The following is a 23227-nucleotide window of genomic DNA, read 5'->3' as shown; positions in this document are numbered from 1 at the left end:
CGCCTGTTCCGACATCAGTCCCGTTTCCCAGCCGTACCATAGCCATTCCCCTCGTCTTGCTGGAAGTTCTCGATACCCGCTGATCCTGAAATCAGTTCACGCCGTTCAGATTCGGTCATTCCTCCCCATATGCCATGAACCTCACCGAGAGTCAATGCATAGTTTCGGCATTCGGTCATGACTGTGCAGGTGCTACATATCCGCTTCGCGCATTGTTCACGGCGAAGCTTCATTTCACGGGGTTCACCGGGGGGAGCGAAGAACCAGTAATCACCCAACATGTGACATGCCGCGTGCTGTCGCCACTGTTGATTGGCTGAAATTGTGGTTTGCTGCATGGATGTCATCACGGTTCTTGTTGTCAGCAGAGATTCGGAACCCACCTGTCTTGTATCGATGTGGTACAGGGTTCGAGTTGAGTGATACCTACCAGGACGCGCCAATTTCATATATGAGAAATTCCGGAGGGAAATCGATCCGCCCGACTGGCGAACCTGACCGTGACGAGATCACGATACATCGATTCTCAGAGCGGACAGCTTACGTGTTCTCCCGTAACGGCAGGTGAGCAGCGCATGCACCAGGACCGGTGACGATTGGGACCCGGCGGTTGAATTCGAGCCGGCTCATCAACAGTTCCGCTCCCCCGTGGGCAGGTTGTTGCCGTAATCGCGGTGCGACTTCCGGGAACTTCTTCTTCCGTCTCGAGCACGTAGTCGCGCGACCTACGCCCCGACCCTCGCACCGTAGTCGAAGCGCCCTGCCTCAGCCCGGCGGTCAGGTCAATTCCCGGATATGAGACGGGCAGGCCCCCAAGGGGGAAGTCCCGTCGTGATCCAATTCCCCGAGCTCGTGCCCCATACGGTCACGTTTGGTTTGTAGATAGGTCAGGTTGTCGGGATTGACACACACCGGCATCGGAACACGCTCAGTGACGTGCAGCCCGTACCTTTCGAGGTCGGTGCACTTGGTGGGATTGTTGGTCAACAACCGCAGCTCATCGATCTCGAGGTCACGAAGAATCTGCGCACCGATGCTGTAATCGCGGGCGTCTGCCGGCAAACCCAGGTGGAGATTGGCGTCGATGGTGTCTATTCCTGCGTCCTGCAACTGGTAAGCTCGCAGCTTCTGCAGCAAACCGATCCCGCGGCCTTCATGGCCACGCATGTACATCACAACTCCGCGACCCTCCTTCGCAATCATTTCGAGCGCAGTATCGAGTTGGGACCCGCAGTCACAACGCAGTGATCCGAACACCTCGCCAGTAAGACATTCGGAGTGGACGCGGACGAGAACATCCCTGCTTCCGCTATGCTGCTCCGTGACATCTCCGCAGGTGAAGGCGACGTGCTCTGATCCATCATGAGTACTGCGGTACCCGACTGCCCGGAACACGCCGTGAGAGGTGGGTATGCGCGCCTCGGCGACGCGAACCACCTTCTCCTCGTGTATGCGGCGCCATGCAACGAGATCAGCGATGGAGATCATTGCCAGGCCGTGGTGGTCGGCGAAGAGCCGCAGCTCTTCGGTCCGGGCCATCGCACCCGGGCTTTTCTTGCTGACGATTTCGCAGATGACACCCGCTGGATGTAGTCCCGCCATCCGGGTGAGATCGATGGCAGCTTCGGTGTGCCCCGGGCGGGACAGTACACCGCCGTCGCGTGCGCGAAGCGGAACCACATGCCCCGGACGGATGAAATCTCCTGCCTTCGCCGTAGGATCCGCGAGCAATCGAATGGTCACAGCCCGGTCGAATGCGGAGATTCCGGTTCCGACACCTTTTCGCGCGTCGACGGTCACCGTATACGCAGTACCGTGCTTGTCCTGGTTGGCCGTCCACATCGGTGGTAGACCCAACCGGTCGCACTCGTCGCCTGTCAGCGGTACGCATATAAACCCGGACGTATGGCGAACCATAAACGCCACCAGCTCGGGTGTAGCCTTCTGGGCTGCGAAGATCAGATCGCCCTCGTTCTCGCGATCCTCATCATCAACCACTACCACAGCTCTGCCGGCAGCGATGTCGGCAACCGCACGTTCGATATCGTCAAAGGTGGTCACGCTCTACACTCCATGTTCTCGATTTGCATCTCGACCGGATGGCAAGGGGGTGCTCGTAAGTGAGCACGACTCGGTGATCGGTGCCTACTCGACGTCGATCGTTCGCGCATCAACGAGTTCCCGGAACTTCGCGTCGTGCCAGACGAGCGGCTCATGATTGCCGATGCCGAGTTCATTCACCTCCAGCAGGACCATCCAGTGATCTCCCGCCTCCGAGAAATCGTGGATGAAACACTGCAGCCATAGTGCTGCCCCATCAATGAAGATGGCACCCCGGTCCCCGACCTCGATCGCGACCTGTTCGAAACGAGCCGCGCGGTTCTTACTGGCAAGTTTGCGGCTCAACTCGACTTGACCTTTGCCCAGGATCGAAACCCCCATCATCGCCGCGTCTTTGAGCACTTTCCATGTCTCGGAGGACTTCTGTACCGCGACCGCACTGAGGCACGGGTCGAGCGATACGCCGACCATGAACGACGAGGCGACCAGCGCGTGCTTGCTGCCGTCGACATCGGCCGCCAGCACCGCTACACCCGACGGGAACTGCGCAAACGCGTTGCGTACGACCTTAGGGTCACCGTCGAAAATACCCACCTTGGTCTGAGTCATGAGCCTTCTTTCTTTGCGGGCTGCATAGGGTCCTTGTCTTCACGACGTACTCGATCACACCGTCCGATCGAGTCGGAGACACCATCGGAGCCTGGATGCGGGATTACGGCGCAGGTGAGCACCAATCTGTATGGAGTTCGCCAACAGGCGCGATAGGTATCGAACCCAGTGAGCATTACCCGTTCGCTTCTTCCCCGTAGGTGGAAGTCGCATAGTTGGCCTACAAGTTGGATTCGGCTGCGATACAAGCATGTCGCCTTCATGAGGGACGCGTGTTCGATCTCCTGGGTTCGGTGCGGTGCCTCGCTCACATTCGTTGCGGTTCAGATTAGGGTCGGTTGTCTCGGCTCAACACCCTTCTTGGCGCCAAGAAGGTAGAAAAGTGCGTCAAGTACATGCTCTTGCACCCGATAGTGCCCGATGCGGCGGTCGGCGACTGTCTATCCTGAGCCGCAGGGACACGTGGCCCGCGGACAGTCAGGAGACGGCCTCATTTCCATTCGAAATGAAGTCTTGCCTCGAGTGCCGTTCGCGGCCGTTTTCCAATCGCTGGGGAACGCGGCAGCGAAACTGTGCTACACCTACCGAATTGCGTGTTGAATTATCGACGGGAGTTGTCATGGCCCGCAATGCTCGAACCCGAACGACGAACGCCGAGACCGGCGAGTTGACCGAACGCGATCTCGCCATTGTGGTCCATGCGCTGACCGGTCTCCCACTCTCCGCAGAGGCGTTGCACCCCAATTCGTATGGAAGGTCCGATCACACAGAAAAACGGGAGTCATAGGAGCACCAAGAGGTTGCCACAGGACTGGAGGGAGCGGGCGACACGCCTCATGTCCCACGGTCTCGCCCTCGCCGAAATGAGCAGTCACACGCCCGTACTCACGCCCGCAGTGGTAAGAACGACGGGATCGGCATGGACGGCGCTGATCTCGAGGCATTGTCGGACGAGTCCACCTCAGCGCCAAAATACATTACCGGTCCTGTCGAGGCACTCCGGACTCTGCGCGTAACCCGCGACTTGGACGCATACCCGGTCGCCGACATGCTCGGTCGAGCGCATTGGTTCGTTTGCGCGATCCGCTGGTCACCGCACCCCAATGGACTACGCGAACGTCTTGCATCGACTTGCATCGACGACGCTGCGCGTCAATGCTTCCACTTGCATGCATCTGCTCACGGATCGTGCTCGCCTGCACGACCCTCCCCACGTTGCCGGATGGTGCTCTGCAATGTCGACCCCAGCCCCGGGCACACAACACTCGGTGGACGCCACGAGTAGTGGGTTCTCCGGCAATCACATCGGCGCGATCATTGACAATGATGGCGCATCATCTCATGTGAATGCTTCCACAGGCATTGGTAAAACAGGTGAGGCAAATCACCGTCACCGGTTCAACGATGACATCGAACCTAATACCCCCCGTGTTCTGGCGTCGACGTTGACGTCCCTGAAGGCAACGAGAAAGCGATCACATGTCGCCCACATCAACTACTCCGCCCGCGTCACCAACCCAGGCACAAGCCGGGAGCGTTCCTACCGTCGTCGCGCTGCTCATGCTGAGCGGCGTCGCTCTCGACGTCCAGTTCGGAATCCTCTCCCCGCTGGTTGGCACCATCGCTGCAGAATCCCAGCTGACCGCCTCCGAGATCGGCTGGGTCCTGAACGCCATGATGCTCGGCAGCGCCGTATCCATCGGACTGACGACCCGGCTCGGTGACACTTATGGACACCGCAAGGTACTCATCGTTCTCACGGTCCTGGCGATGCTGGGATCGCTCCTCGCGGCCACCATCGCCGGCTTCTGGCCGCTCGTCATCGGTCGCTTCTTGGGAGGCACCGCGGCGGCGATCCCCCTGAGCTGGGGGTTGCTGCGCCCACGGGCCACTGCGAACCAGATTCGACTCTCCGCGCTAGCGCTGTCGCTCACCATGGCGATCTTCACTCCTCTTGCCATCGTGGTCGGCGGGTTCTTTGCCAGCCTCGGAATGCCATGGCAAGGCGTCTTTTGGGTGATTTTCGTGGCTTACGCCGTGTTGTTGCTCCTCGCACTCGTCTCCCCCGAGACACCCGGGGCCGCGCTGGTGAACTCGACCGTCGATTGGTTCGGGGCGATCGGACTCGGCCTCTGGGTCACTGCGCTGTTGATCGGTATTAGTGAGGGCCCGACCCGCGGTTGGACATCGCCGCTCGTGCTGGGTGGATTCACCGTGAGCGCGGCGGTGCTCGTCGTCTGGATCTTCCAACAGCGGAACGCAAAGGCGCCCATCATGGCGTTCCGCAACATGGACGTGCGTCAAGCGGTAGTCGGGTACATGACCATTCTCGGGGCGAGCATCCCGGCCCAGGGGCTTTTCGTCGTGCTGCCGCTACTGCTGCAGACACCGACCGAATCCGGCTTCGGACACGGCATGTCCGTCCTCGAATCCTCCTATGTCCTGCTCGCGATGCTTCCCGGATCCTCCTTGGGTTATGTCTGGACCCGCTGGGGCCTTCAGCGTCTCGGCCCGAAGTGGGTGCTGGTCATCTCCGGAATCGCAGGTTTTGTCCTCTACCTCGGATTCGCCTTCGTGCAGAGCCCGTCCTGGATCTTCTACGTGTGGGTGTTCTTCTACGGGCTCACAGTGCTGAGCTTCCTGACGGTCGGCTACACGCTCGTCGCCGCGTCCGGTCGCCAGGACAACATGGCCGTCACGGTCGGAATGCAGACCATCGTGCAGTTCGTGAGCTCGGTAATCGTTGTGGCGGTTGTACTGAACATTCTGAACCCCGGGTCACAGGGATTCATTCCGCAGGAGAAGTTCGTATGGGTGTACATCGGGATGGGCGCGTCCATCCTTGTCTTCGTCGTTCTATGGGCGCTTTTCGCGCCGCGACGTATCACGGACCTGCACGCGATCGACGCTGAGACCGACCGCGAACGGATCACGGCAAATGACGTTGTGGCGCAGCGGTACTAGATCGGCACCCCACGGGATTTGCGCCGAGAATGGGTCGCGTATAGATCAGTTACGGGAGGCGGCATGACGCCAGTCATGGTTGATGCATTGTCTCGACGGTTGGTGCCGGATACGTTGTGGGAGATCGTCGAACCGACGCTGCCGAGGTTCCGGGCGCGGCCGCAGGGCGGCGGGAGGGCAGCACTGGACGACCGGGCGGTGTTCACCGCCCTCGTCTACGTGCTGACGAGCGGATGTGCCTGGCGGCAACTGCCGCCGTCGCTCGGAGTCAGCGTCCCGACTGCCCACCGCCGCTTCACAACCTGGGTCCAGGAAGGCGTGTTCGACGAATTACACCGCCACGCCCTCGATCGGCTCGGCGTTGGCGACGACCTGGACTGGTCCGCCGCGATCCTCGAGGCCGCCCACGTCCGGGCAAGATGGGGACCTTCCGACCGAACCCAGCTCGGTCGACCGAGCCGAGCGCAGCGAGATCCACATCCCCTCCGGCGCCGACGGCATCCCACTCGTCACGCCTGTGACCCCGATGAACATCCATGACAGCGCCATGCTGCAGTCCTTGATCGCCGCCATTCCGTTTCTACGTGCCGCGTCACCGCCGACCCGATCGGTTGCGGGCGAGCAGGAGCTACGGCTTGCTTGCCCGCTCCGGGATCGTCCGGAGTCCGTGAGGGGTCGCTGCCTGGCACGGGATCGGTGAAGTGAGGACCGCAGACGCGTCAGCAGCACCGATGTTGATCCCGGCGCGCGCGAGCGTGCGCGACAAGCACAGTTGCAGTGAGCTCTTCGTCCAGTGCAGGGCGAATCGGTTGGTGCCGTCGTCTCCGAAGTTCGACGAGCGGGCTTATGGCACGACGACTTTCCTTGCCAGGGTAGAGGTTGAGTGAGCTGTTGGGAGACTGAGCACGGGATCCTCCTCGCAGTAGTGCCGTACAGCACCAAAGCTCGATTGACACCGGATCGTGTATCAATCCCGACCAGCCCGGCGGAGGTGACGTGTTTTCCACGTCAGCTGACGCACTTTGCTAAGGCGGCGGTGATTTGGACGTCCTAGTGTGATCACGGAAACGGCACTGATTCCCTCAGCTTGGAATGTCCGACAGACTGCGGCATTCGTGACAGCTTCGATTGAGGCGAACCACTGCGACCCCTCCGAACATGAGGTCAACCGCGCAGCGCAGATCCTCATCAATCACGAAGGAGTGAAGACCCTTGACCTTCCCTGATCCCAATCAATTCCGACTCATCGTCGCCGGTACAACCGAGAGTGGGGCAACCGACTTCATCGAGGCGGGCCCGCCCGCCGAATTCAACGTTCCGGATGTAGCCGCGGGCGCGTTCTACTGGGCCGTCGAGGACGGCCACAGCCTTCGAAACTTCGGTGCCCCGCCTGAGAAGGTCGGACTGGCAGGCCCAGATGGGTCCACGTTCGGTATCAGCAGCTTCCCCGCACACTCGAGCGGCGAAGTCGATCCCGACACGCTCGACGAGAGTATGACCGCCACCAACGACGACGGTGACGCCGGCATGCACGCAAGCGACACGCTCGACTATGAGATCGTCCTCACGGGTAAGGTCGACATCGTCCTGCCTGGCGGCAAGAAGCGAACGCTTGGCCCCGGCGATCTCCTGGTCGTGGCGGGCGTCCCCCACGCGTGGAAGAACCCCTACGACGAGGACTGCATCTACGCCGTGGTGACCGTCGGCTTCAACTCGCGCGAGGTGACGCCGTGAGCCTCGCATCACCCGGTCGGGCACTGAGGGAGGTTTTCGAAAGCAACACGACGGAGCTCCTGCCGCTCGGCGCGGTGCCGATCCACGCCCAGATGGCCCAACACGCCGGCTTCAAGGCGTTCCAGCTCTCCGGAGCCGCGTCGGCCTGGTGGCAGGGCGTCTCCGACGTGGGCTGGCTCACGATGACCGAGGTCGTCGACCTCGCCCGCCGCACAGTGCGCGCGGCAGACATCCCTATCTACTGCGACGCCGACACGGGTTACGGGGCGCCGATCAACGTGCAACGTACTGTGCGCGAGTTCATCGATGCAGGCGTCGCAGGTATCCATATCGAGGACCAGAGGGAGCCGAAGAAATCCGGAGGTATCGCGGGCATCGAACTCGTCTCCGACGCCGAAGCGGTCGGCCGCCTGAACGCCGCCTGCGACGCGCGAGATGCACTCGACCGTGACTTCATGATCGTGGCTCGCACTGACGGATACGGTGCGGCCGGCGGCAGCCTCGACGAGGCGATTCGACGTGGACAGCTCTACAAGGCCGAGACTGGCGTCGATGTCATCTTCTACGAAGGTTTCCATACCTGGGAGCAGGCCGAACTGGCACTGAAGGAAACCCCCGGGCCCGCCTACGTGATCGGTACCCCACTCATCGGCACGAGACGCATCGCAGAGTTGTCCGCTATGGGCCAGGCAGTGCAGTCGCTACCTGTCTTCCTGCCAGGGGTCCAAGCGGTCTACCGGTTCATGGTCGACGTGATCGAGAGCGGCGAACCGACCGCGTTCACCGAGCAACTCGAGCGCATGGCCTCCGAGGCAGGCACGTCGTACGACATCGGGTGGGGTGCCATGTTCGGGCGACCCTCGACCGACTACGTGCGCCAGACCGAGGAGAAGTACCTCCCGGAAGAGGCGCGGCGCGACTACGAGAGTAGCGCCCACGCCGGCGAGACCTACTGACGATGGCGCCATCGAAAGCACTACACAGACATACGAATCGAGGTTGAAATGTCAAGGCTGCAAGGCAAGGTCGCACTCATTACTGGTGCGGCGATGGGGATGGGTGCTGAGCACGCGCGGTTGTTCATCGAATGCGGAGCAAAGGTCGTTCTCACGGATCTGGACGAAGAGAAAGGTGAGGCGCTGGCCTCTGAGCTCGGCGAGAACGCTTGGTTCGTGCCACACAATGTCAGTGACCCCGACTCCTGGGACAGGGCGATAAAAGCCGGTGGCGAGAAGTTCGGTCCAGTCACCGTCCTGGTGAACAATGCCGGCCTTTCCGGCCCGGTCACATACACGACCGACCTCGACCTCGGCTCGTTCAACCGAATCGTCGCAGTCGACCAGACGGGAGTCTTCCTGGGCATGCGTGCAGTTATCCCAGGCATGGTCGCGAATGGTGGCGGGTCGATCATCAACGTCTCGTCCGCCGCCGCCATGGCCCACTTGCCGGGAACGCCGAACGTCGCCTACACAGGTGCGAAAGCGGCCGTCCGAGGTATGACGAAGGCAACCGCGATCGAATTCGCCCCGCACAACGTTCGCGTCAATTCCGTACACCCGGGCGCTATCCTCACGCCGATGGCCAAGGCTCTCCTCGATGATTCGATGATCGAGGAGGTCGCACAGACGCTGCCGATCCGCCGGTGGGCCGATCCGCGTGAAGTGTCACAGGTCGTGGCGTTCCTGGCATCCGATGAGGCCTCGTACATGACGGGCAGCGAAATCGTCGTGGACGGCGGCCGACTGGCGGAGTAACACATGGGGTGCCCTGGTCTGGTGGTGATCGTTGAGAGCACCTGACTTAGGACATCTTTAGTACCCACATCGATGTCGAGACCGTAGACGGTGGTCGAGCACGGCAGTGCGCCGGCACCGGATTTTCCGGACGAGATCCTCGACGCCGAACATGTCTCACAGCATCACCATTTGACACAGGAGCCCTGCGATGAACACCATGATCGACAAGCTGGTCGTCACCCCCGTGTCATGGTTGCTGGCCGTCCCGATCGTGCTGCTCGACTGCCTCCTGTCTCCGGAACTCACCGAACTGCCGCACGGAGACATTCGTACATTGCCGCAGCGCACTGTCGACCGATGCGAACTGATCTGATGATCAGCGCCGGAGGTAAGCGGTGATGACGCTATTGAGCAGCGCGAGAGTCCTGGGGGCGAGTCTGACCACCCTCGCTACGGCCGGCGGGTTGTACGCAATGCGCGCCGCCGCGGTACCCGCTCACGAGGCCTACAGCGAGGAGGATTTCGACGCGATGCTCGCGCTGCCTGCACGCACCGTCGTCACCGAGGACGGCGTCGCCTTGGCCGTCAGGGAAACCCGACCAGCGGATCCGTCTCTCACCGTCGTCTTCGTCCATGGGTATTGCCTGCGCATGCAGTCCTGGCACCTGCAGATGCGCCACCTCGAGCAGCACTGGGGCAAGGACGTGCGGATGGTGTTCTACGACCAGCGCGGCCACGGCGAGTCCGGCCTTCCCGCCTCCGAGTCCTGCACCATCGCCCAGCTCGGTCGGGACCTCGCCGAGGTCATCGACGCCGTCGCCCCCACCGGCCCGATCGTGGTGGTCGGGCACTCGATGGGCGGCATGACCGCCCTGGCCCTGGCCAGCCAGCATCCAGAGCTGTTCGACGAGCGCATCGTCGGGGTCGGGCTGCTCGCCACCACCGCAGCCGGGCTGACCAGGACCGGGATCGGACGCAACCTGACGAACCCGGTGATCGACGGATTCCGATACGTGGGACGCGCCGCGCCGAACCTCGTGCAATTCGCCCGTGAGGCGGCCACAGCGATCATCTCGCCGATCCTGCGCGCCGCGTCCTTCGGGACGGTGGTCAGCCCCAGGATCGCCGAGTTCGCCGACCGGATGCTCTCGGAAACCTCGGTGCAGACCCTCGTGAATTTCTTGCCCGCCCTCGAGGTGCACGACGAGTCGGCGGCGCTGCCGGTGCTCGGGCAGGTCCCCACGCTGGTGCTGTGCGGCGACGCCGACATGCTCACCCCCTTCACCGGTTCCGAGGCGTTGGCGGCGGCGTTGCCGGACGGCGAGCTCGAGAGGGTCCGCGGAGCCGGGCATCTGGTACCACTCGAGTTTCCCGAAACGGTCTCCGGAGCCTTGGATCGGCTACTGCAACGCGCATGGGCCCACCACCGGATCAGCCGCCTCGCAGTCGGCTGATCTGAGTTCGCGGGGGCCTACAGTACTTCAACACCGCGGTACGGAAGTTCGAGACGGACTTGACCGGCGGCCCGGAGCGAGTGCGGAGCACCCTCATGTAGAGCGGATGGCCCCTGGAGGCTTGTGCTGTCTGCCGGCGGGTCGCGGGTGCTGGTGACCTTACCGAGGATGAGCGTGAATCAGGATCGTGGACCCGACGAGTCGGACAGCGTCCGACCGCTCCCGAAGCGGTCCGCACTTTCCGCACGTATGTCACGGCCGGGAGCTACCTGATTAGTACCCCCATTCACGCGACATGAATGGCAAATACTCAGGTCACGGGGCCGGTGTCAATTTACCCGTCAGTAATGTCCTAACTCGGATCACAGGTCGTGGCGTTCCTGGCATCCGATGAGGCCTCGTACATGACGGGCAGCGAAGTCTCAACTCAGGACTCCCGGGTTGGGTCCAGTCCAAGAAAGTGCTCATCCGCCAGCGGCCACCAGGTATCAAGTCTGCCGGACCGGCCAGGCTTGATACCTCCCATTAGTCCATCGGGTCATTGCAAGCCAACCCACGATAGAGGGCGAGAGAAGGACCAACCGCGATCATGACCAACTCGATCACAGTCCTGGACAATGACCGTATGGAGGACGAGGCGAACCATCCCAGGGCCGGCGGTCCGCAACCACGGCGGACGTTCACTCCAGCGGACAAGCTCGCGCACCTCGACGCCTACGAGCAGGCCTGCGAGACCAACGAGGGTGGGGCGTACCTGCGTCGCGAAGGCTTGTACTCGTCGCTGATCGTCGAATGGCGCAGCCAACGCGACGCCGGCGTCCTCACGGGCAAGAAGCCGGGCGCGAAGATCGGCACACTGACCCCCGAACAGGCGGAGATCGCCCGCCTCAAGCGGGAACTGGAACGGGCGAACAAGAAGCTGGCCACTACCGAGACCGCACTGTCCATCATGGGAAAAGCGCACGCGCTCTTGGAACAACTCTCCGAGAGCGCGGACGCCGACGAGACGCGGAAGAAGCACTGACAGCCGCCCACCACGCCCTCACCGCAGCCGGTGTGACCACCCGTGCCGCAACAACATTGACCGCTGTGGCCCGCTCGACAGCGAACCGCACCCGGGAACGCCCGGCCGCTTCCGTCCCATCCGTCTCAGCGGTCATGCGTGCGCCGGCGAACAAGCTGTCCGCGCTCGAGCGCCGCCGGGTCGTGGAGGTGCTGTGCTCGGATCGGTTCGTCGACCGGGCGCCGCTCGAGGTGTACGCCACCCTGCTCGACGAGGGCATCTATCTGTGTTCGGTGGCGACGATGTACCGGATTCTGCGGGAGAACCGGCAGGTCAGCGACCGGCGTCGGCAGGCGCGACATCCGGCGCGGGCGTGTCCGGAATTGGTGGCGCGAGCCCCGCGGCAGGTGTACTCGTGGGACATCACGAAACTGCCCGGCCCAACCAAGGGTGTGTATTACGACGCGTATGTGATGGTCGACATCTACTCCCGATACATCGTCGGAGCGCACGTGCAGACCCATGAATCCGGGCTGCTGGCCGTCGAGTTCATGACCGATATCTTCGCCACCCACGGGATCCCCGAGGTGGTGCACGCGGATCGAGGCACGTCGATGACGAGCAAGTCGGTCGCGACCTTGCTCGCGGACCTCGATGTGGTCCGGTCGCACTCGCGGCCGAGGGTGCCGGGTGACAATCCATACTCCGAATCATTGTTCAAGACATTGAAATACGGACCGGGTTTCCCGGAGCGGTTCAGTTCGGTGCACCACGCCCGGGAGTTCATGGACTCGTTCGTCGCGTGGTACAACCACGATCACCGTCATACCGGAATCGGATTGCACACCCCGGCCGATGTGCACTTCGGTCTCGCGGCACCCAAGGCGACTGAGCGTGCTCGAGTGCTCGCCGACGCCCGCCGCACCCACCCCGCGCGCTTCGGTACGACGGACCCATACCCAACGATCCTGGCCCTACCCGCCGACGCCTGGATCAACAAACCCGTCCAAGACCCGGCGACCGAACCGGACACCGAGGAAGTCGCCGCTTAACACCCGGTGGACTCAATCGCCTTGAAAAATTCCGGGCGGCCGACTGGCCGAGTAACACATGGGGTGCCCTGGTCTGGTGGTGATCGTTGAGAGCAGCCCCCTGAACTGCTCCACCGACGAATTTGTGATTGGGCAAGCACAAGGCGAGGCGCCGTCGGGTCACTCCCCGGCGGCGCCTCACCTTGTCCTCCTCCTCCATAGCTTCTACCTCTCAGGAGTGATGTCCAGGGAGGTTGCTGTCGAGTGATCAGTGGTCGGCCTCCGACGGCACAATGGGGCACATTGATGGTTGTAGAAGTGCACCGACAGGTCCTCCGAATACTTCCTCGGCGCTCCAATGAAGTTCATCATTCCGTGCGATGAGACCTTCCGCCAGAGCCGGGACGCAACAAGGACCCCGCTCCTGCCGGCGACTCACGTTCATGGGCGAGTGAGAGCCCAGTCCCCTCCCCTCAGATCGTCTCAACTGCCTCAGCTGGAAGAACGAGCAGTGTCCTTGGGCCCAGGCCCGCAGAGTCTCCTCGCTACTCCCCAGATCCGCGGCCACTGCCGCACAGGTGAGGAGATCGTCCGCTATCCGGTACGACGCCACAGCATCCCCCCGATACGTCGCTGATGTCCACCTCGACATCCCTTCCTGTGCCTCCCGGTCCATTCTCACGTGTCCACTCCGGAAGCAACCCCACCTACATCGGTCCCCCTGGCTGGATACGGCAGAAGTTATTCGTCGGAACTGTTGGTCTTTTCGTATCGAGCAGCCTCACGGTACGCCGTCGGCGGCACGCCTTTCCACCGTTTGAAGGCGATGGTGAAACTGGCCGGGTCCGTGTATCCGAGTTCTCGGGATATTCGACCTATGGAGTGTCCTGTATTCGAGAGCATCTCAGAGGCTAGGTCGGTCAGGGTCTGGTCACGTATTTGAGCGAAGGTACTGCCTACGAGTGCCAGCTTGCGCTGGAGGGTTCGTGGGGAGGTGTGCAACGCTGCGGCGACATTTTCCAGGTTGCGGTTGAGCTGGGGTGCATCCCTCATCGCCTTCGCTACGGTAGCGGGCCAGTCACCACTGGATATGAGAGCGTCGATAATCCGGTTCTCCGCTTTGGCCCATGTTTCATACTGAAAAGCGTTTCCGAAGGGAAGTTCGCAGGTTGATGCAGCGGGGTCCCACCATATACGCAGCGCTTCGGAGCCGCAGGTGACCTCGGAGGGCAAGTATGTCGAAATCTCAGGAGATATTCCTGCTGGAGGGAATTCTACATACGTGACGGGGAAAGGCTTGCCGTACAGCATCGAGAGGGTTCGAACGATCCACACCACGTCGCGGTGGATACCATACGGCACCAACGCTTCCGGCACACCGCGGTAGATGAGTTCGATCCCCGCCACCGAGAGGTCCGGTGCCCGAAGAGGACCGATTTCGTGAAGTCCGTAACCTATGTCTGTTGTGCATACAAGCTCTACCCATGCCTCAACAGTGGGTGCCGCGAGGATAGCCATTCCGTGCTCACCCATCGAAGACAGCGTGTAAGTTCGTGCGGCTTCGATCCAGAGATCAACACGATCTCTCGTGAGTGCAGCGAATTGAAGCTGGAAAGCAAGTTCCTTTCTTGCAGGAATAGTGCCTCCCAGACGGTTCACAGCGTCGATGTCTATGTCGGCATTCGCGAGTGCACCTCGCCAGTCGAGATTCGCGCGCTCGAGTATCCCCCGCAATGCGTGAACACTGAAGTTCGGCACCCGCAGATTGTGATATGACGTTAATTTCACCGCAGCTTGCTTTCCTCAGGGCGGGTTCGATACTCCGCCGTTTATAGAACTTCAACAGAAAGATGTCTCCGCACTGCCTTGGCAGAGGCAAATTGGCGACCATGAGTGCCCCGGGCCTCCTGCCCAACAGTCCTTGGATATAACCCACTCCTTTCACCTGCCCACTCGAAGCGCTGAAGTCGATCCGGGAGCGCTCGGATGTAAGGTTCAGTAGCAAAGTATGCCAAAGACCCGGCAGACGCCGCCACTTCGGCACATGATACACGCTTGGTCGCACTTTCCCATCATTCTGGCGTTCAATCCCGTGCCAGTTCGCCGCCGCTTACTTCTAACTTGATCCTGCACGAGGGCCCGCAGGACAAGCTGAGGCGATGATTTGAAAGGACAAGACCGTGAACACTGTTGACGTTCGGGATGCCTCTACCATGCGTTCCCTTCCCCAGGAGGATGCAACTCGTGGAACCACCTGTTACAGCTGTGAATTCACAGTGTGCGTTCCGCAATCGTCCGGGTGGCGCAACTGCCGTCACAGCGGATGCTGGTCCCGGACCGGTGGGTCCAGCCAGAACCTCTGGTGTTCCGCCAGTGTGCATCCGATATTCAGGCGTACTCGCTTTCCGGGCTCTAGCCCTGCAACCCGACCATTCGTCGTGCAGACACGGTCGTTGTGCATCTCCATGGTTACGGAGCATGTGAACATCGCAAACTCTCTGCGATCAGAGGAATCGGCTGCTTCCCAGACACTTCGCAATGGTCACGTCTTGGGCACAAAATGCCTGCGCCTGTCCGATAATGCAGAGCCGGAAAGCCACTCGTCTACTAGAACCGATCCTGGCATGTCCTGGACGAGGCATCGCAGATCTGATACGCGCTCAGGCAACAGGGCGCCGAACGTCGAATCGCTCACCTTGAACATCTCAACCAAACTCGCAAGGAAGGCAAGCAACGATCATGACGACCACAACACACGACAGCTCCGCCCCCCTCTCCGTCGACCGGGACTTCGTCGCCGATCACACGGTCGAACGCGACCAGCGGCCCATCATCGCCGACCCGACCAAATTCAAGGTCGCGATTTTCGGGGCGAACGTGACGACGGGGCAGGGCGGCCTGAACCTCGCCGAGAACACAATCAAACTCGGGAACTGGGGTGAGATCCAAGACCTCGCCCAGAAGGCAGATCGGTACGGTGTCGACGGATTCATCCCGATCGCGCGCTGGCAGGGGCTTTCGGGACCGGATCGCCCGTGGGGGCGGCAGTACGAGACGTTCACCTGGGCGGCGGGCTTAGCATCAGCAACCCAGAACATCCAGATCTTCGCGACGTGCCTCATTCCATTCATCCACCCCGTGATGGCGGCGAAAATGATTGCAACGGTCGACCACATCAGCGGGGGCCGAATGGGACTCAACGCCACGGCCGGCTATTTCAAACCAGAATTCAAGATGTTCGGCGTGGAGATCGCTGAACACGACAGGCGCTACGATCTCGCAGATGAGTGGATGACTATCGTAGAGCGGCTCTGGGCTGAGGAAGGCGAGAAGTACGCATTCGACTTCGACGGAGAGTTCTTCCACCTCGAGGGTGCGCAGTCATACCCCAAGCCGGTGCAGTCGCCCGGTCCGATAGTCATGAGCGCGGGCGCAAGCCCCGCCGGTCAGAAGTTCGCCTTCGATCACGCCAATATCCTGTTCGCTGCAATCCCGAATATTGAGCGCAGCGCAGGGGCCGTGTCGAAATTGCGTCGAAACGCAGACGAGGCAGGCCGGCCCGATCTCGGCCTGTGGTCGGGTGTGCACATCATCTGTAAGGACACCGAGAAGGAGGCAAACGATTACGTAAAGTACATCGAGGAGAAGGGCGATTGGGAGAGCGCCCTCCGTTACCAGCACATTGTCCGGGATGGAGGCGGCCGCAGCTTCGACTGGGATGCTTACAAGCAGTCGGACGACTACAAGCAGGACGAATCCGTTAAGACCTTCTTCCGCGCCGGCCTCGTTCCCCTTGTCGGCACGCCCGAGATGATCGTCGATGGACTTCAGAAACTGAAGGACGCGGGCATCAGTGGCACCTGCGTCGGACTCGTCGACTACGACGAAGGGCTCGATCGCATGAACGAGCAGATCTTCCCGTTGATGCGCAGCGCCGGACTGCGCGACTGACGAGACACAGATGATCAGTCACCGGGGCGGGGGTCCACTTCGAGTATCAGCGCGAGCCGGAGACGTCAGCTGGCAAGCGAATATCGAGGTGGGCCTCCGCCGCGGAGTCGACTGTCGTGTGGACACAGCCGTTAGAAACTGGGTCGGTTCACCCAGGCGCTAGGCGTCTATGGGGAAGTTCGATGCGATGCTTGTTGCTCAGCGCAACTTCCCGACCTCGATATGTCCCCGATCAGCGAGGGGCCTCAGGCAGGCGCCGGATTCGTATGTTCCACCTCCTGAGCGATCCGTCCCAGGGTGCTCACGAACTCCCTCGTTTCGCGCTCACTCAGTGTGGGAGGCAGCGTATAGACGACTCGGTCCAGACCGAGGTCAACATAGCGGTCGACGAAGTCGATCCGACCCAAGTTGAGAGTGACTTCCACTGCCTTGTCTAGAGCCGCCGCGCGTTCGCGCAGTTCCTCGATACGGTCCCTCAAACTGTCAAATGTGTCGTCACTGTGTCCAGGGAACCAGGCATCGGCGTGACTCAATGTTCGGTCGAGCACGGTGGGTCCCATTCCGCCCATAAGGATGGGTGGATGTGGCTGCTGAACAGGCTTCGGCCACTGAAAGATCGGTTCAAAGTCGACCTGCTTGCCGTGATACTCCGCTCGTTCCTGTCCCCAGATCTGTTTCATGGCGTCGATTCGTTCCAGCATGAGCCCCGTTCGGGTCTTAAGGTTGACTCCGTGGTTCTCGAGTTCCGCTGCGTTCCATGCTGCTCCCGCACCGACTCCGAACAGAAAGCGTCCACCGGTCAAGCGGTCGATGGTAGCGACCTCTTTTGCCAGGATGATCGGATCACGTTGTACGACGAGACAGATGCCCGTGCCCAGCAGGAGCGTCGAAGTAACAGCACCCATCATTGCAGTCGTGATCAGCTGGTCGTAGTTGCGGTAATACTCCCGTGGCAGTCCCCCCGGCACCGGCGACCGGGCGAAACGTCGCGCTCGCTCAGCGGCATCGCCGCCGTACGCAACTTCTTGTTCGGCAGACACCCGTGACGCGACTGGCACGTGGGAGTGGTCCGGCATCCAGATCGATTCGATGCCGTGGTCCTCGACCATGCGGGCAAGTTCCAGAGGTGGGATGGTTTCATCAGTGTTGTATATCTTGATGCCAGTCTTCACAGTGGATTCTCCTTCGTGGCACCATCTTTGGTTGTGGGCAGTGGCGTCTCGTAGGTCGCGGTTGTCGGAGATCGACGACCTACGGTCTCCGGACAAGGAAGGGGGACACTATCGACTACATCTTGTCTATTCCTTCAGCGCTCGTGCCGCAGCCTCACGTCGACCGTTGAGGGGCCGGAGATCTTCGACTCGATCAGGAAGACCCGTCGGTGAGCAGTTCGAGGATGAGTGCATTTGCCATCCCGCCCGCCTCGCAGACAGTCTGCAATCCGTACCTGATGCCTTTGGCCAGCATGTGATGAAGCAGAGTTGTGGTGAGTCGAGCGCCAGAACAGCCGAGTGGGTGCCCCAATGCGATTGCTCCACCGTTCGGGTTGAGCAATCGAGCATCCGCGCCGGTCTCTGCCAGCCACGCAAGCGTTACCGTTGCGAAAGCTTCGTTCACCTCGAAAGCTCCGATGTCGGATAGAGACAATCCCGCCCGCTCGAGCACCTTCTTCGTCGCACCGATCGGTCCGGTGAGCATGAGTACAGGGTCGACCCCAGTCACGGCAAAGCTGTGGAACCGTGCCAGAGGACGACACCCCAGCTCCTCTGCCTTTTCACGTGTCATGATCATGACCGCCGCAGCTCCGTCGGAGAGCTGGGAGGAGTTTCCGGCAGTGACAACACCGTCTTCAGAGAACACCGTGCGTAGTCTCGCCATCGACTCGAGGTCGCCCGAGTCCCGAATTCCCTCGTCGGCATCTACCTCGGGGCCGGCGCCCGACTCACGAAGCGGGGCGATCTGGGAATCGAACCGACCATCTCGAGTCGCGCGAAGAGCGCGCGCGTGGGATTCGAGGCTGAATTCGTCCACCTGCCGCCGACTCAGATTCCACTTGCCGGCAACGATCTCGGCGGCAGTGCCTTGGGAGAATTCTGTGTCGCCATACCGCTCAGTGATCAACGGACCTCGAGGTGAGCCGGGACCAAGACGGGAGGAGCCCATCGGTACCCGCGACATCGACTCGACCCCACCTGCAACCACCACGTCGTATTGACCGGCGACAACCGCAGCCGCTGCAAAGTGGATGGCTTGTTGAGAGGAGCCGCAGGCTCGGTCGACAGTCACGCCAGGAACCGAGTCCGGCCAACCCGCGGCAAGGGCCGTCCACCGACCCATGTTCGAGGACTGTTCGCCGACTGTGGTCACACAACCCCAGACGACGTCCTCGACCATGTTCGCCCCCACCCCCGTGCGTTCGAGCAACTGGGTGAGTACATGGGCCCCCAAATTGACAGGGTGATGCCCTGATAACACTCCCCCACGGCGGCCGATCGGGGTTCGGACAGCGTCGACGATGACTGCTTCACGCATTATGGCTCCTCTGGTCTGCCTATCATTCGTCGGACTATCGAGCCGACATCCGGAGTGCTCCGTCAAGACGGATGATCTCGCCGTTCAGCATCTGATTCGCTGCGACGTGGAGGGCGAGCTGAGCGTACTCGTCTGCGGTGCCCAACCGACTCGGATGAGGTATCTCCGCCGCAAGCCCGGCACGTACCTCCTCACTGAGCCTTGCAAGGAGCGGGGTGTCGAAAGTGCCGGGTGCGATAGTGCACACGCGAATCAACTTGCTCGCAAGGTCGCGCGCAGCCGGCAGCGTCATGCCCACGATCCCGCTCTTCGAAGCCGCATAGTGGACCTGCCCGATTCGACCGTCGTATGCCGCGATCGAAGACGTCAGAACACAGATTCCTCGCTCGCCGTTCACCGGCTCGAGTGCGGCCATCGCTGCCGCAGAATGCCGCAGTACATTGAAAGTTCCCAGAAGGTTGACCCTCATGATCCTCTCGAAGGCAGCCAGGTCTCCGGGCCCGCCGCTCTTGTCGAGGATTCGTAGTGGACCGCCGACACCCGCCGTGTGGACGAGGAGGCGCAGTTCTCCTCGTTCGCGTGCAAACGCGACCGCCGCCTCGACGTCATCGGCATTGGTGACATCACCCGGTACGAAGTCGACCCCGGGGCCGAGTTCGTCCGCCACTCGCTCCCCGTCCGAAGAGGGCAGGTCGAATATGACGGCTCGCCCGGCACCCTTTACAACTGCGCGCACAGTCGCCAGGCCGAGCCCGGACGCACCTCCGCTTACAAGTGCCAGGTTGTCTCGCATGTCCATCTAACAGTCGCCTCCTCGCATCTGTATCTCTCTTGCTGATCTCGGCTCACGCCGTTCCGGATGACGGGCCGCTCAACAGACCGCGAAGCCGGTTCAGTTGAGCCATCGCCTCAACGCGCATGCTCAGCTGAATTGTCTGTGCCTGTTCGAAGAGCTCGCCATAGACCCGCTCCTCCGGTCCATGCAGGGAGTCCACCCAACCGGACTGAGGCAACATCCAAATCCTGGGGATTGCACAGGATTCCTTGTGCAGCGGCGCGCTCAGCGGCAGAGGCTACGGCATCCACTATCTGTGTACCGGCGGCGACGTGTCGGGCACTTGCGCGCTGAGCACGAAGTACTGACGACATTGCCATCCCGACAGCCTTGCGCGCCAGCACGACGTCTTCTGTGGAGAATCCGTCGGCCTGGAGTTGCTCCTCGGCGGTGACGGCAGCCGCCTCTAGAAGGGCGCGCATCCCCTGCCCCTCAGTGGACACCAGAAAAGGCAGAATTCCTGCTCGAACTAGGGTCGGTGCAAATGCGTCGAAGATCTCTATGGGCGCAGCCATCTCCACCACGTGACCGCCATCGCCGAGTCGATCCGGGAAGAGCCGGAGCAACCCGTCCGAATCTCCGGACCACGTGGCACTGTGACAAACCACCTCCAGTACCGCCCCCGCCGTATCAGGAGACGGTTTGCTGCTCAGCAAGGTCGTGACCCTGTCGATACCCGCACGCCTACACCGCTCCGCAGTAGCTTCGTCGCGAGCGAAGACCGTCCATGGAGGAGCGATGGGCGGTGCGGATTTGTCAGCCAAGCGTCTTCGCATACCAACGGTGTCCAGGAAGACGGTGGCGATCGTACGTTTTGCTGCCGCGCCTACGACGAGATCCGCGAGCCCTTCACTCTCGAGGTTCAACATTTCGTCGAACGGCTGTTCCGAACTCTCAGCGACCAAACGACGAATCGTGGCAACCGCCGGTGCAAGCACAGCATCCGGCTCGAAGATCTGGATGTTGCGGAGCCGTTGGGCGACGTCTCCGGCCGGAGGAGCAACAGCCGGCGGTGCGTCCACGTCCCACGGTTGAGACACCTGTGGGTGGGATCGGATCCAGGCGCGAGCGGCCGTTTCGGCTTGTTCGGGTCGATCGAAGACGGCATCCACCAACCCGAGCGTGCATGCCTCGTCGACGTCGAGACGGATTCCGCTCAGGATCAGCGGGAGTGCCGTAGCGCCCCCGAGCATCCGGGTAGTCCGCACCAGTCCGCCGCTTCCGGGGAGAAGGCCGAGTGTTGCCTCCGGCAGACCGATCCGCGTTTTGGGATTCCGAACCGCCACGCGGTGATGGCATGCAAGTGCGAGCTCCAGTCCGCCGCCGAGGGCAGATCCCTCCAGCATTGCGACCACCGGCCGACCAAATCTCTCGAGTCGTCTGAGGCGCGCCTTGCGGATTTGGAGGTCGGTAAGGAAATCGTCCCGGTCAGCGACCCGGACCAAGCGCTTCAGATCTCCTCCGGCCAAGAACGACGACTTCGCCGAACGCACAATGACCCCACTGATGGAGTCGCGTTCGGACTCAAGATGGTCTATCGCTTCCGCGAAAGCGTGTACGAAATGATCGTTGAGCGTGTTGACGGGTTGCGTCGGATCATCGAGCGTGAGCGTGACAACACCGTTCGAATCACGCTCCCAACGGACTGCGGGCCGGGTCTCCTGGGACACCGAACCTCCTCTGAAAGAAACGAATTGGCTCGGCCAGATATTGACATTCTACTCAGTATGATGTCAATATCGCAGGACAGTGCTCGGCCGATCCCCTATCTCGGCCACGGCCCGATCCGCACCCGACAAGCGGCTTCCGTGGCCGGTCTGAACTACTAGCAACGCAGGAGTCCTGATGTCGATCGTTTGGGAACCGCCACTTGACGACGAGGGCAGGCGATGGGTGGAGATCGCCCGGGATCTCAACGCCACACACTTCGCGAAGTTGGCCAGCGAAATCGACCGCGATCAGCGCTATCCGTGGGAAAACGTGCAGAAACTGGTCGACAGCGGCATCGCCGGGCTGATGATCCCCAAGGACTACGGCGGTCAAGGTGCATCACTGGCGGTCGGTGCCTCGGTGATGGCCGAGTTGGCTCGCGGATGCGCTTCCACCAGCGCGATTTTCGCCATCTACTCCATGGGTGCCACGTCCATCATCGCGAATGGAACGGAGACCCAAAAGGAGTTCTATCTGGGGGAGATCCAGCGAGGTCGCGCAGTGAGTTTCGCGCTCACCGAGCGCGGAGCCGGCAGCGATCCCGCTGCCGTCTCTGCCAACGCGACCCTGGAAGGTGACCAATGGCACCTACAAGGCGAGAAAATCTTTATCGGAAACGGCGGCGCCTCTCATCACTACATCGCCTTCGTCCGCACCGATCCGCATGCGGGCCGTCAAGGCATCAGCGCCATCATGACGAATCTCGACGACGACGGTACCGAAGTCACCAAGTTTGCGGACCGCATGGGTCTGCGGGGATCGCGAACATCCAATCTTCAGATGAACACGCTGGTCCCGGCAGATCGGCTGCTCGGAAAACTCGGTGACGGCTTACGAATTGCGTTGTCGACCCTGAACAGCGGACGAGTCATGATTGCCGCGCAGGGCATTGGGATCGCCACGGCCGCCTTCGAACACGCCGCTCGCGAAGCCACCCGCAGGCACACCTTCGGACAGCCGATCATCGAAAATCAGGGTATCTCGTTCAAGCTTGCCGATGTTGCCACGAAGCTGAACGCGGCGCGCACTCTGACCTGGGAGGCAGCCAACGCAGGCGCCGATTCCCCGCGAACGCGATCACTCGCTTCGATGGCCAAGCTCTACGCAACCGAAGTCGCCGGTGAAGCAGTCGATGTCGCGGTACAGGTCTTCGGCGGGGACGGCTATTGCAAGCCGAATCCCGTCGAGCGTCTCTACCGCGATCAACGAGTCACCGAGATCTACGAAGGCTCCTCGGAAATCCAGCGGTTGTCCATCGGACGCGCCATCGCGCAAGACGCCTTGTCAGGCCGCCTGGATCCGCTCGAGCCTGTGGCAACAGCATACGGGCACAACCCTTTCTGACACCCGCAGACCCGGTCGTGGTACTTCCTCCGGTAGAAGTTCGTGGAGAGTGGTGCCGCTGCGACCGACAGGGACGTTGGACATTGTGCTTGGGCGCGGATTCCGGCGGCGCCTAAGAGCGTGTCTTGTATGGATCAGATCCTGTGTACGGCATGATGCATGTCGTGGTCGATGCGTTGTCTACTCGGTTGGTGCCGGATGCGTTGTGGGAGATCGCCGAACCGCTGCTGCCTCGGTTCTCGCCGAGGCCGCAGGGCGGCGGG

General features: G+C 61.6%; 16 protein-coding genes and 2 pseudogenes. 10 read left to right on the top strand and 8 right to left on the bottom strand.

What is annotated here, in order from left to right:
* Window positions 1–14: 14 nt before the first annotated feature.
* The 3 genes from G6038_RS23205 to G6038_RS23195 form a co-directional block, all read right to left on the bottom strand.
* Complete coding sequence (locus G6038_RS23205) at window positions 15–338, bottom strand: WhiB family transcriptional regulator (RefSeq protein ID WP_165040124.1); 324 nt, start codon at window positions 336–338, stop codon at window positions 15–17.
* A 439-nt stretch (window positions 339–777) separates the two neighbouring features.
* Window positions 778–2061 (bottom strand): bifunctional 3,4-dihydroxy-2-butanone-4-phosphate synthase/GTP cyclohydrolase II, encoded by a 1284-nt coding sequence (locus G6038_RS23200; RefSeq protein WP_165040111.1) that lies wholly within the window; start codon window positions 2059–2061, stop codon window positions 778–780.
* Window positions 2062–2145: 84 nt separating this feature from the next.
* Entirely contained in the window at window positions 2146–2670 is a 525-nt protein-coding gene (locus G6038_RS23195; RefSeq protein WP_165040109.1) for a flavin reductase family protein, read from the bottom strand.
* 1560 nt (window positions 2671–4230) lie between these two features.
* Between G6038_RS23195 and G6038_RS23190 the strand changes: the two genes are divergently transcribed.
* The 8 genes and pseudogenes from G6038_RS23190 to G6038_RS23155 all read left to right on the top strand — a co-directional run bounded on the left by G6038_RS23190 (window position 4231) and on the right by G6038_RS23155 (window position 12613).
* The gene (locus G6038_RS23190) at window positions 4231–5634 is read left to right on the top strand and encodes an MFS transporter (RefSeq protein ID WP_165040107.1); all 1404 of its coding nucleotides are present in this window, start codon (window positions 4231–4233) and stop codon (window positions 5632–5634) included.
* Window positions 5635–5709: 75 nt separating this feature from the next.
* Window positions 5710–6266 (top strand): annotated as a pseudogene (locus tag G6038_RS23185) (IS5 family transposase); the annotation flags it as partial.
* Between the two features lie 580 nt (window positions 6267–6846).
* Window positions 6847–7368 (top strand): cupin domain-containing protein, encoded by a 522-nt coding sequence (locus G6038_RS23180; protein WP_165040103.1) that lies wholly within the window; start codon window positions 6847–6849, stop codon window positions 7366–7368.
* Window positions 7365–8324 (top strand): isocitrate lyase/PEP mutase family protein, encoded by a 960-nt coding sequence (locus G6038_RS23175; protein WP_165040101.1) that lies wholly within the window; start codon window positions 7365–7367, stop codon window positions 8322–8324. The genes G6038_RS23180 and G6038_RS23175 overlap by 4 nt, the downstream gene beginning before the upstream one ends.
* 48 nt (window positions 8325–8372) lie before the next feature.
* Entirely contained in the window at window positions 8373–9122 is a 750-nt protein-coding gene (locus G6038_RS23170; RefSeq protein WP_206025495.1) for a glucose 1-dehydrogenase, read from the top strand.
* Between the two features lie 190 nt (window positions 9123–9312).
* Complete coding sequence (locus tag G6038_RS23165; protein WP_165040099.1) at window positions 9313–9477, top strand: hypothetical protein; 165 nt, start codon at window positions 9313–9315, stop codon at window positions 9475–9477.
* 25 nt (window positions 9478–9502) lie between these two features.
* Complete coding sequence (locus tag G6038_RS23160; protein ID WP_165040097.1) at window positions 9503–10558, top strand: alpha/beta hydrolase; 1056 nt, start codon at window positions 9503–9505, stop codon at window positions 10556–10558.
* 625 nt (window positions 10559–11183) lie between these two features.
* A pseudogene (locus G6038_RS23155) lies at window positions 11184–12613 on the top strand (IS3 family transposase).
* A gap of 720 nt (window positions 12614–13333) precedes the next feature.
* Here G6038_RS23155 and G6038_RS23150 read toward each other — a convergent pair.
* The gene (locus G6038_RS23150) at window positions 13334–14350 is read right to left on the bottom strand and encodes an AraC family transcriptional regulator (protein WP_165040095.1); all 1017 of its coding nucleotides are present in this window, start codon (window positions 14348–14350) and stop codon (window positions 13334–13336) included.
* A gap of 981 nt (window positions 14351–15331) precedes the next feature.
* Here G6038_RS23150 and G6038_RS23145 point away from each other — a divergent pair.
* Window positions 15332–16543 (top strand): LLM class flavin-dependent oxidoreductase, encoded by a 1212-nt coding sequence (locus G6038_RS23145; RefSeq protein WP_165040093.1) that lies wholly within the window; start codon window positions 15332–15334, stop codon window positions 16541–16543.
* Window positions 16544–16788: 245 nt separating this feature from the next.
* On the opposite strand, the gene G6038_RS23140 is transcribed toward G6038_RS23145, so the two are convergent.
* The 4 genes from G6038_RS23140 to G6038_RS23125 form a co-directional block, all read right to left on the bottom strand.
* The gene (locus G6038_RS23140; protein WP_165040091.1) at window positions 16789–17715 is read right to left on the bottom strand and encodes an LLM class F420-dependent oxidoreductase; all 927 of its coding nucleotides are present in this window, start codon (window positions 17713–17715) and stop codon (window positions 16789–16791) included.
* Window positions 17716–17908: 193 nt separating this feature from the next.
* Complete coding sequence (locus tag G6038_RS23135) at window positions 17909–19075, bottom strand: thiolase family protein (protein WP_165040089.1); 1167 nt, start codon at window positions 19073–19075, stop codon at window positions 17909–17911.
* 34 nt (window positions 19076–19109) lie between these two features.
* Window positions 19110–19874, bottom strand: a complete 765-nt coding sequence (locus G6038_RS23130) for an SDR family NAD(P)-dependent oxidoreductase (RefSeq protein ID WP_165040088.1) — start codon at window positions 19872–19874, stop codon at window positions 19110–19112.
* A 110-nt stretch (window positions 19875–19984) separates the two neighbouring features.
* Window positions 19985–21580: an enoyl-CoA hydratase/isomerase family protein gene (locus tag G6038_RS23125; protein ID WP_165040086.1), complete on the bottom strand. Its 1596-nt coding sequence runs from the start codon at window positions 21578–21580 to the stop codon at window positions 19985–19987.
* Window positions 21581–21755: 175 nt separating this feature from the next.
* Between G6038_RS23125 and G6038_RS23120 the strand changes: the two genes are divergently transcribed.
* Window positions 21756–22964, top strand: coding sequence for an acyl-CoA dehydrogenase family protein (locus tag G6038_RS23120; protein WP_165040085.1), 1209 nt, complete (start codon window positions 21756–21758; stop codon window positions 22962–22964).
* Window positions 22965–23227 lie beyond the last annotated feature (263 nt).

This window comes from Rhodococcus sp. 14C212, assembly GCF_011058195.1.
In the GTDB taxonomy this organism is placed as follows: Bacteria; Actinomycetota; Actinomycetes; order Mycobacteriales; family Mycobacteriaceae; genus Rhodococcus; species Rhodococcus aetherivorans.
Note: the sequence above shows the minus strand (reverse complement) of the source record. Positions and strands in the feature narration are given on the sequence as shown.

Bases quoted from the DNA above. Each gene is read 5' to 3' on its own strand.
- G6038_RS23165 (WP_165040099.1), top strand. From the start codon at position 9,313: ATGAACACCATGATCGACAAGCTGGTCGTCACCCCCGTGTCATGGTTG.
- G6038_RS23190 (WP_165040107.1), top strand. From the start codon at position 4,231: ATGCTGAGCGGCGTCGCTCTCGACGTCCAGTTCGGAATCCTCTCCCCG.
- G6038_RS23120 (WP_165040085.1), top strand. From the start codon at position 21,756: ATGTCGATCGTTTGGGAACCGCCACTTGACGACGAGGGCAGGCGATGG.
- G6038_RS23170 (WP_206025495.1), top strand. From the start codon at position 8,373: ATGTCAAGGCTGCAAGGCAAGGTCGCACTCATTACTGGTGCGGCGATG.
- G6038_RS23135 (WP_165040089.1), bottom strand. From the start codon at position 19,075: ATGCGTGAAGCAGTCATCGTCGACGCTGTCCGAACCCCGATCGGCCGC.
- G6038_RS23160 (WP_165040097.1), top strand. From the start codon at position 9,503: ATGACGCTATTGAGCAGCGCGAGAGTCCTGGGGGCGAGTCTGACCACC.
- G6038_RS23145 (WP_165040093.1), top strand. From the start codon at position 15,332: ATGACGACCACAACACACGACAGCTCCGCCCCCCTCTCCGTCGACCGG.
- G6038_RS23195 (WP_165040109.1), bottom strand. From the start codon at position 2,670: ATGACTCAGACCAAGGTGGGTATTTTCGACGGTGACCCTAAGGTCGTA.
- G6038_RS23205 (WP_165040124.1), bottom strand. From the start codon at position 338: ATGCAGCAAACCACAATTTCAGCCAATCAACAGTGGCGACAGCACGCG.
- G6038_RS23130 (WP_165040088.1), bottom strand. From the start codon at position 19,874: ATGGACATGCGAGACAACCTGGCACTTGTAAGCGGAGGTGCGTCCGGG.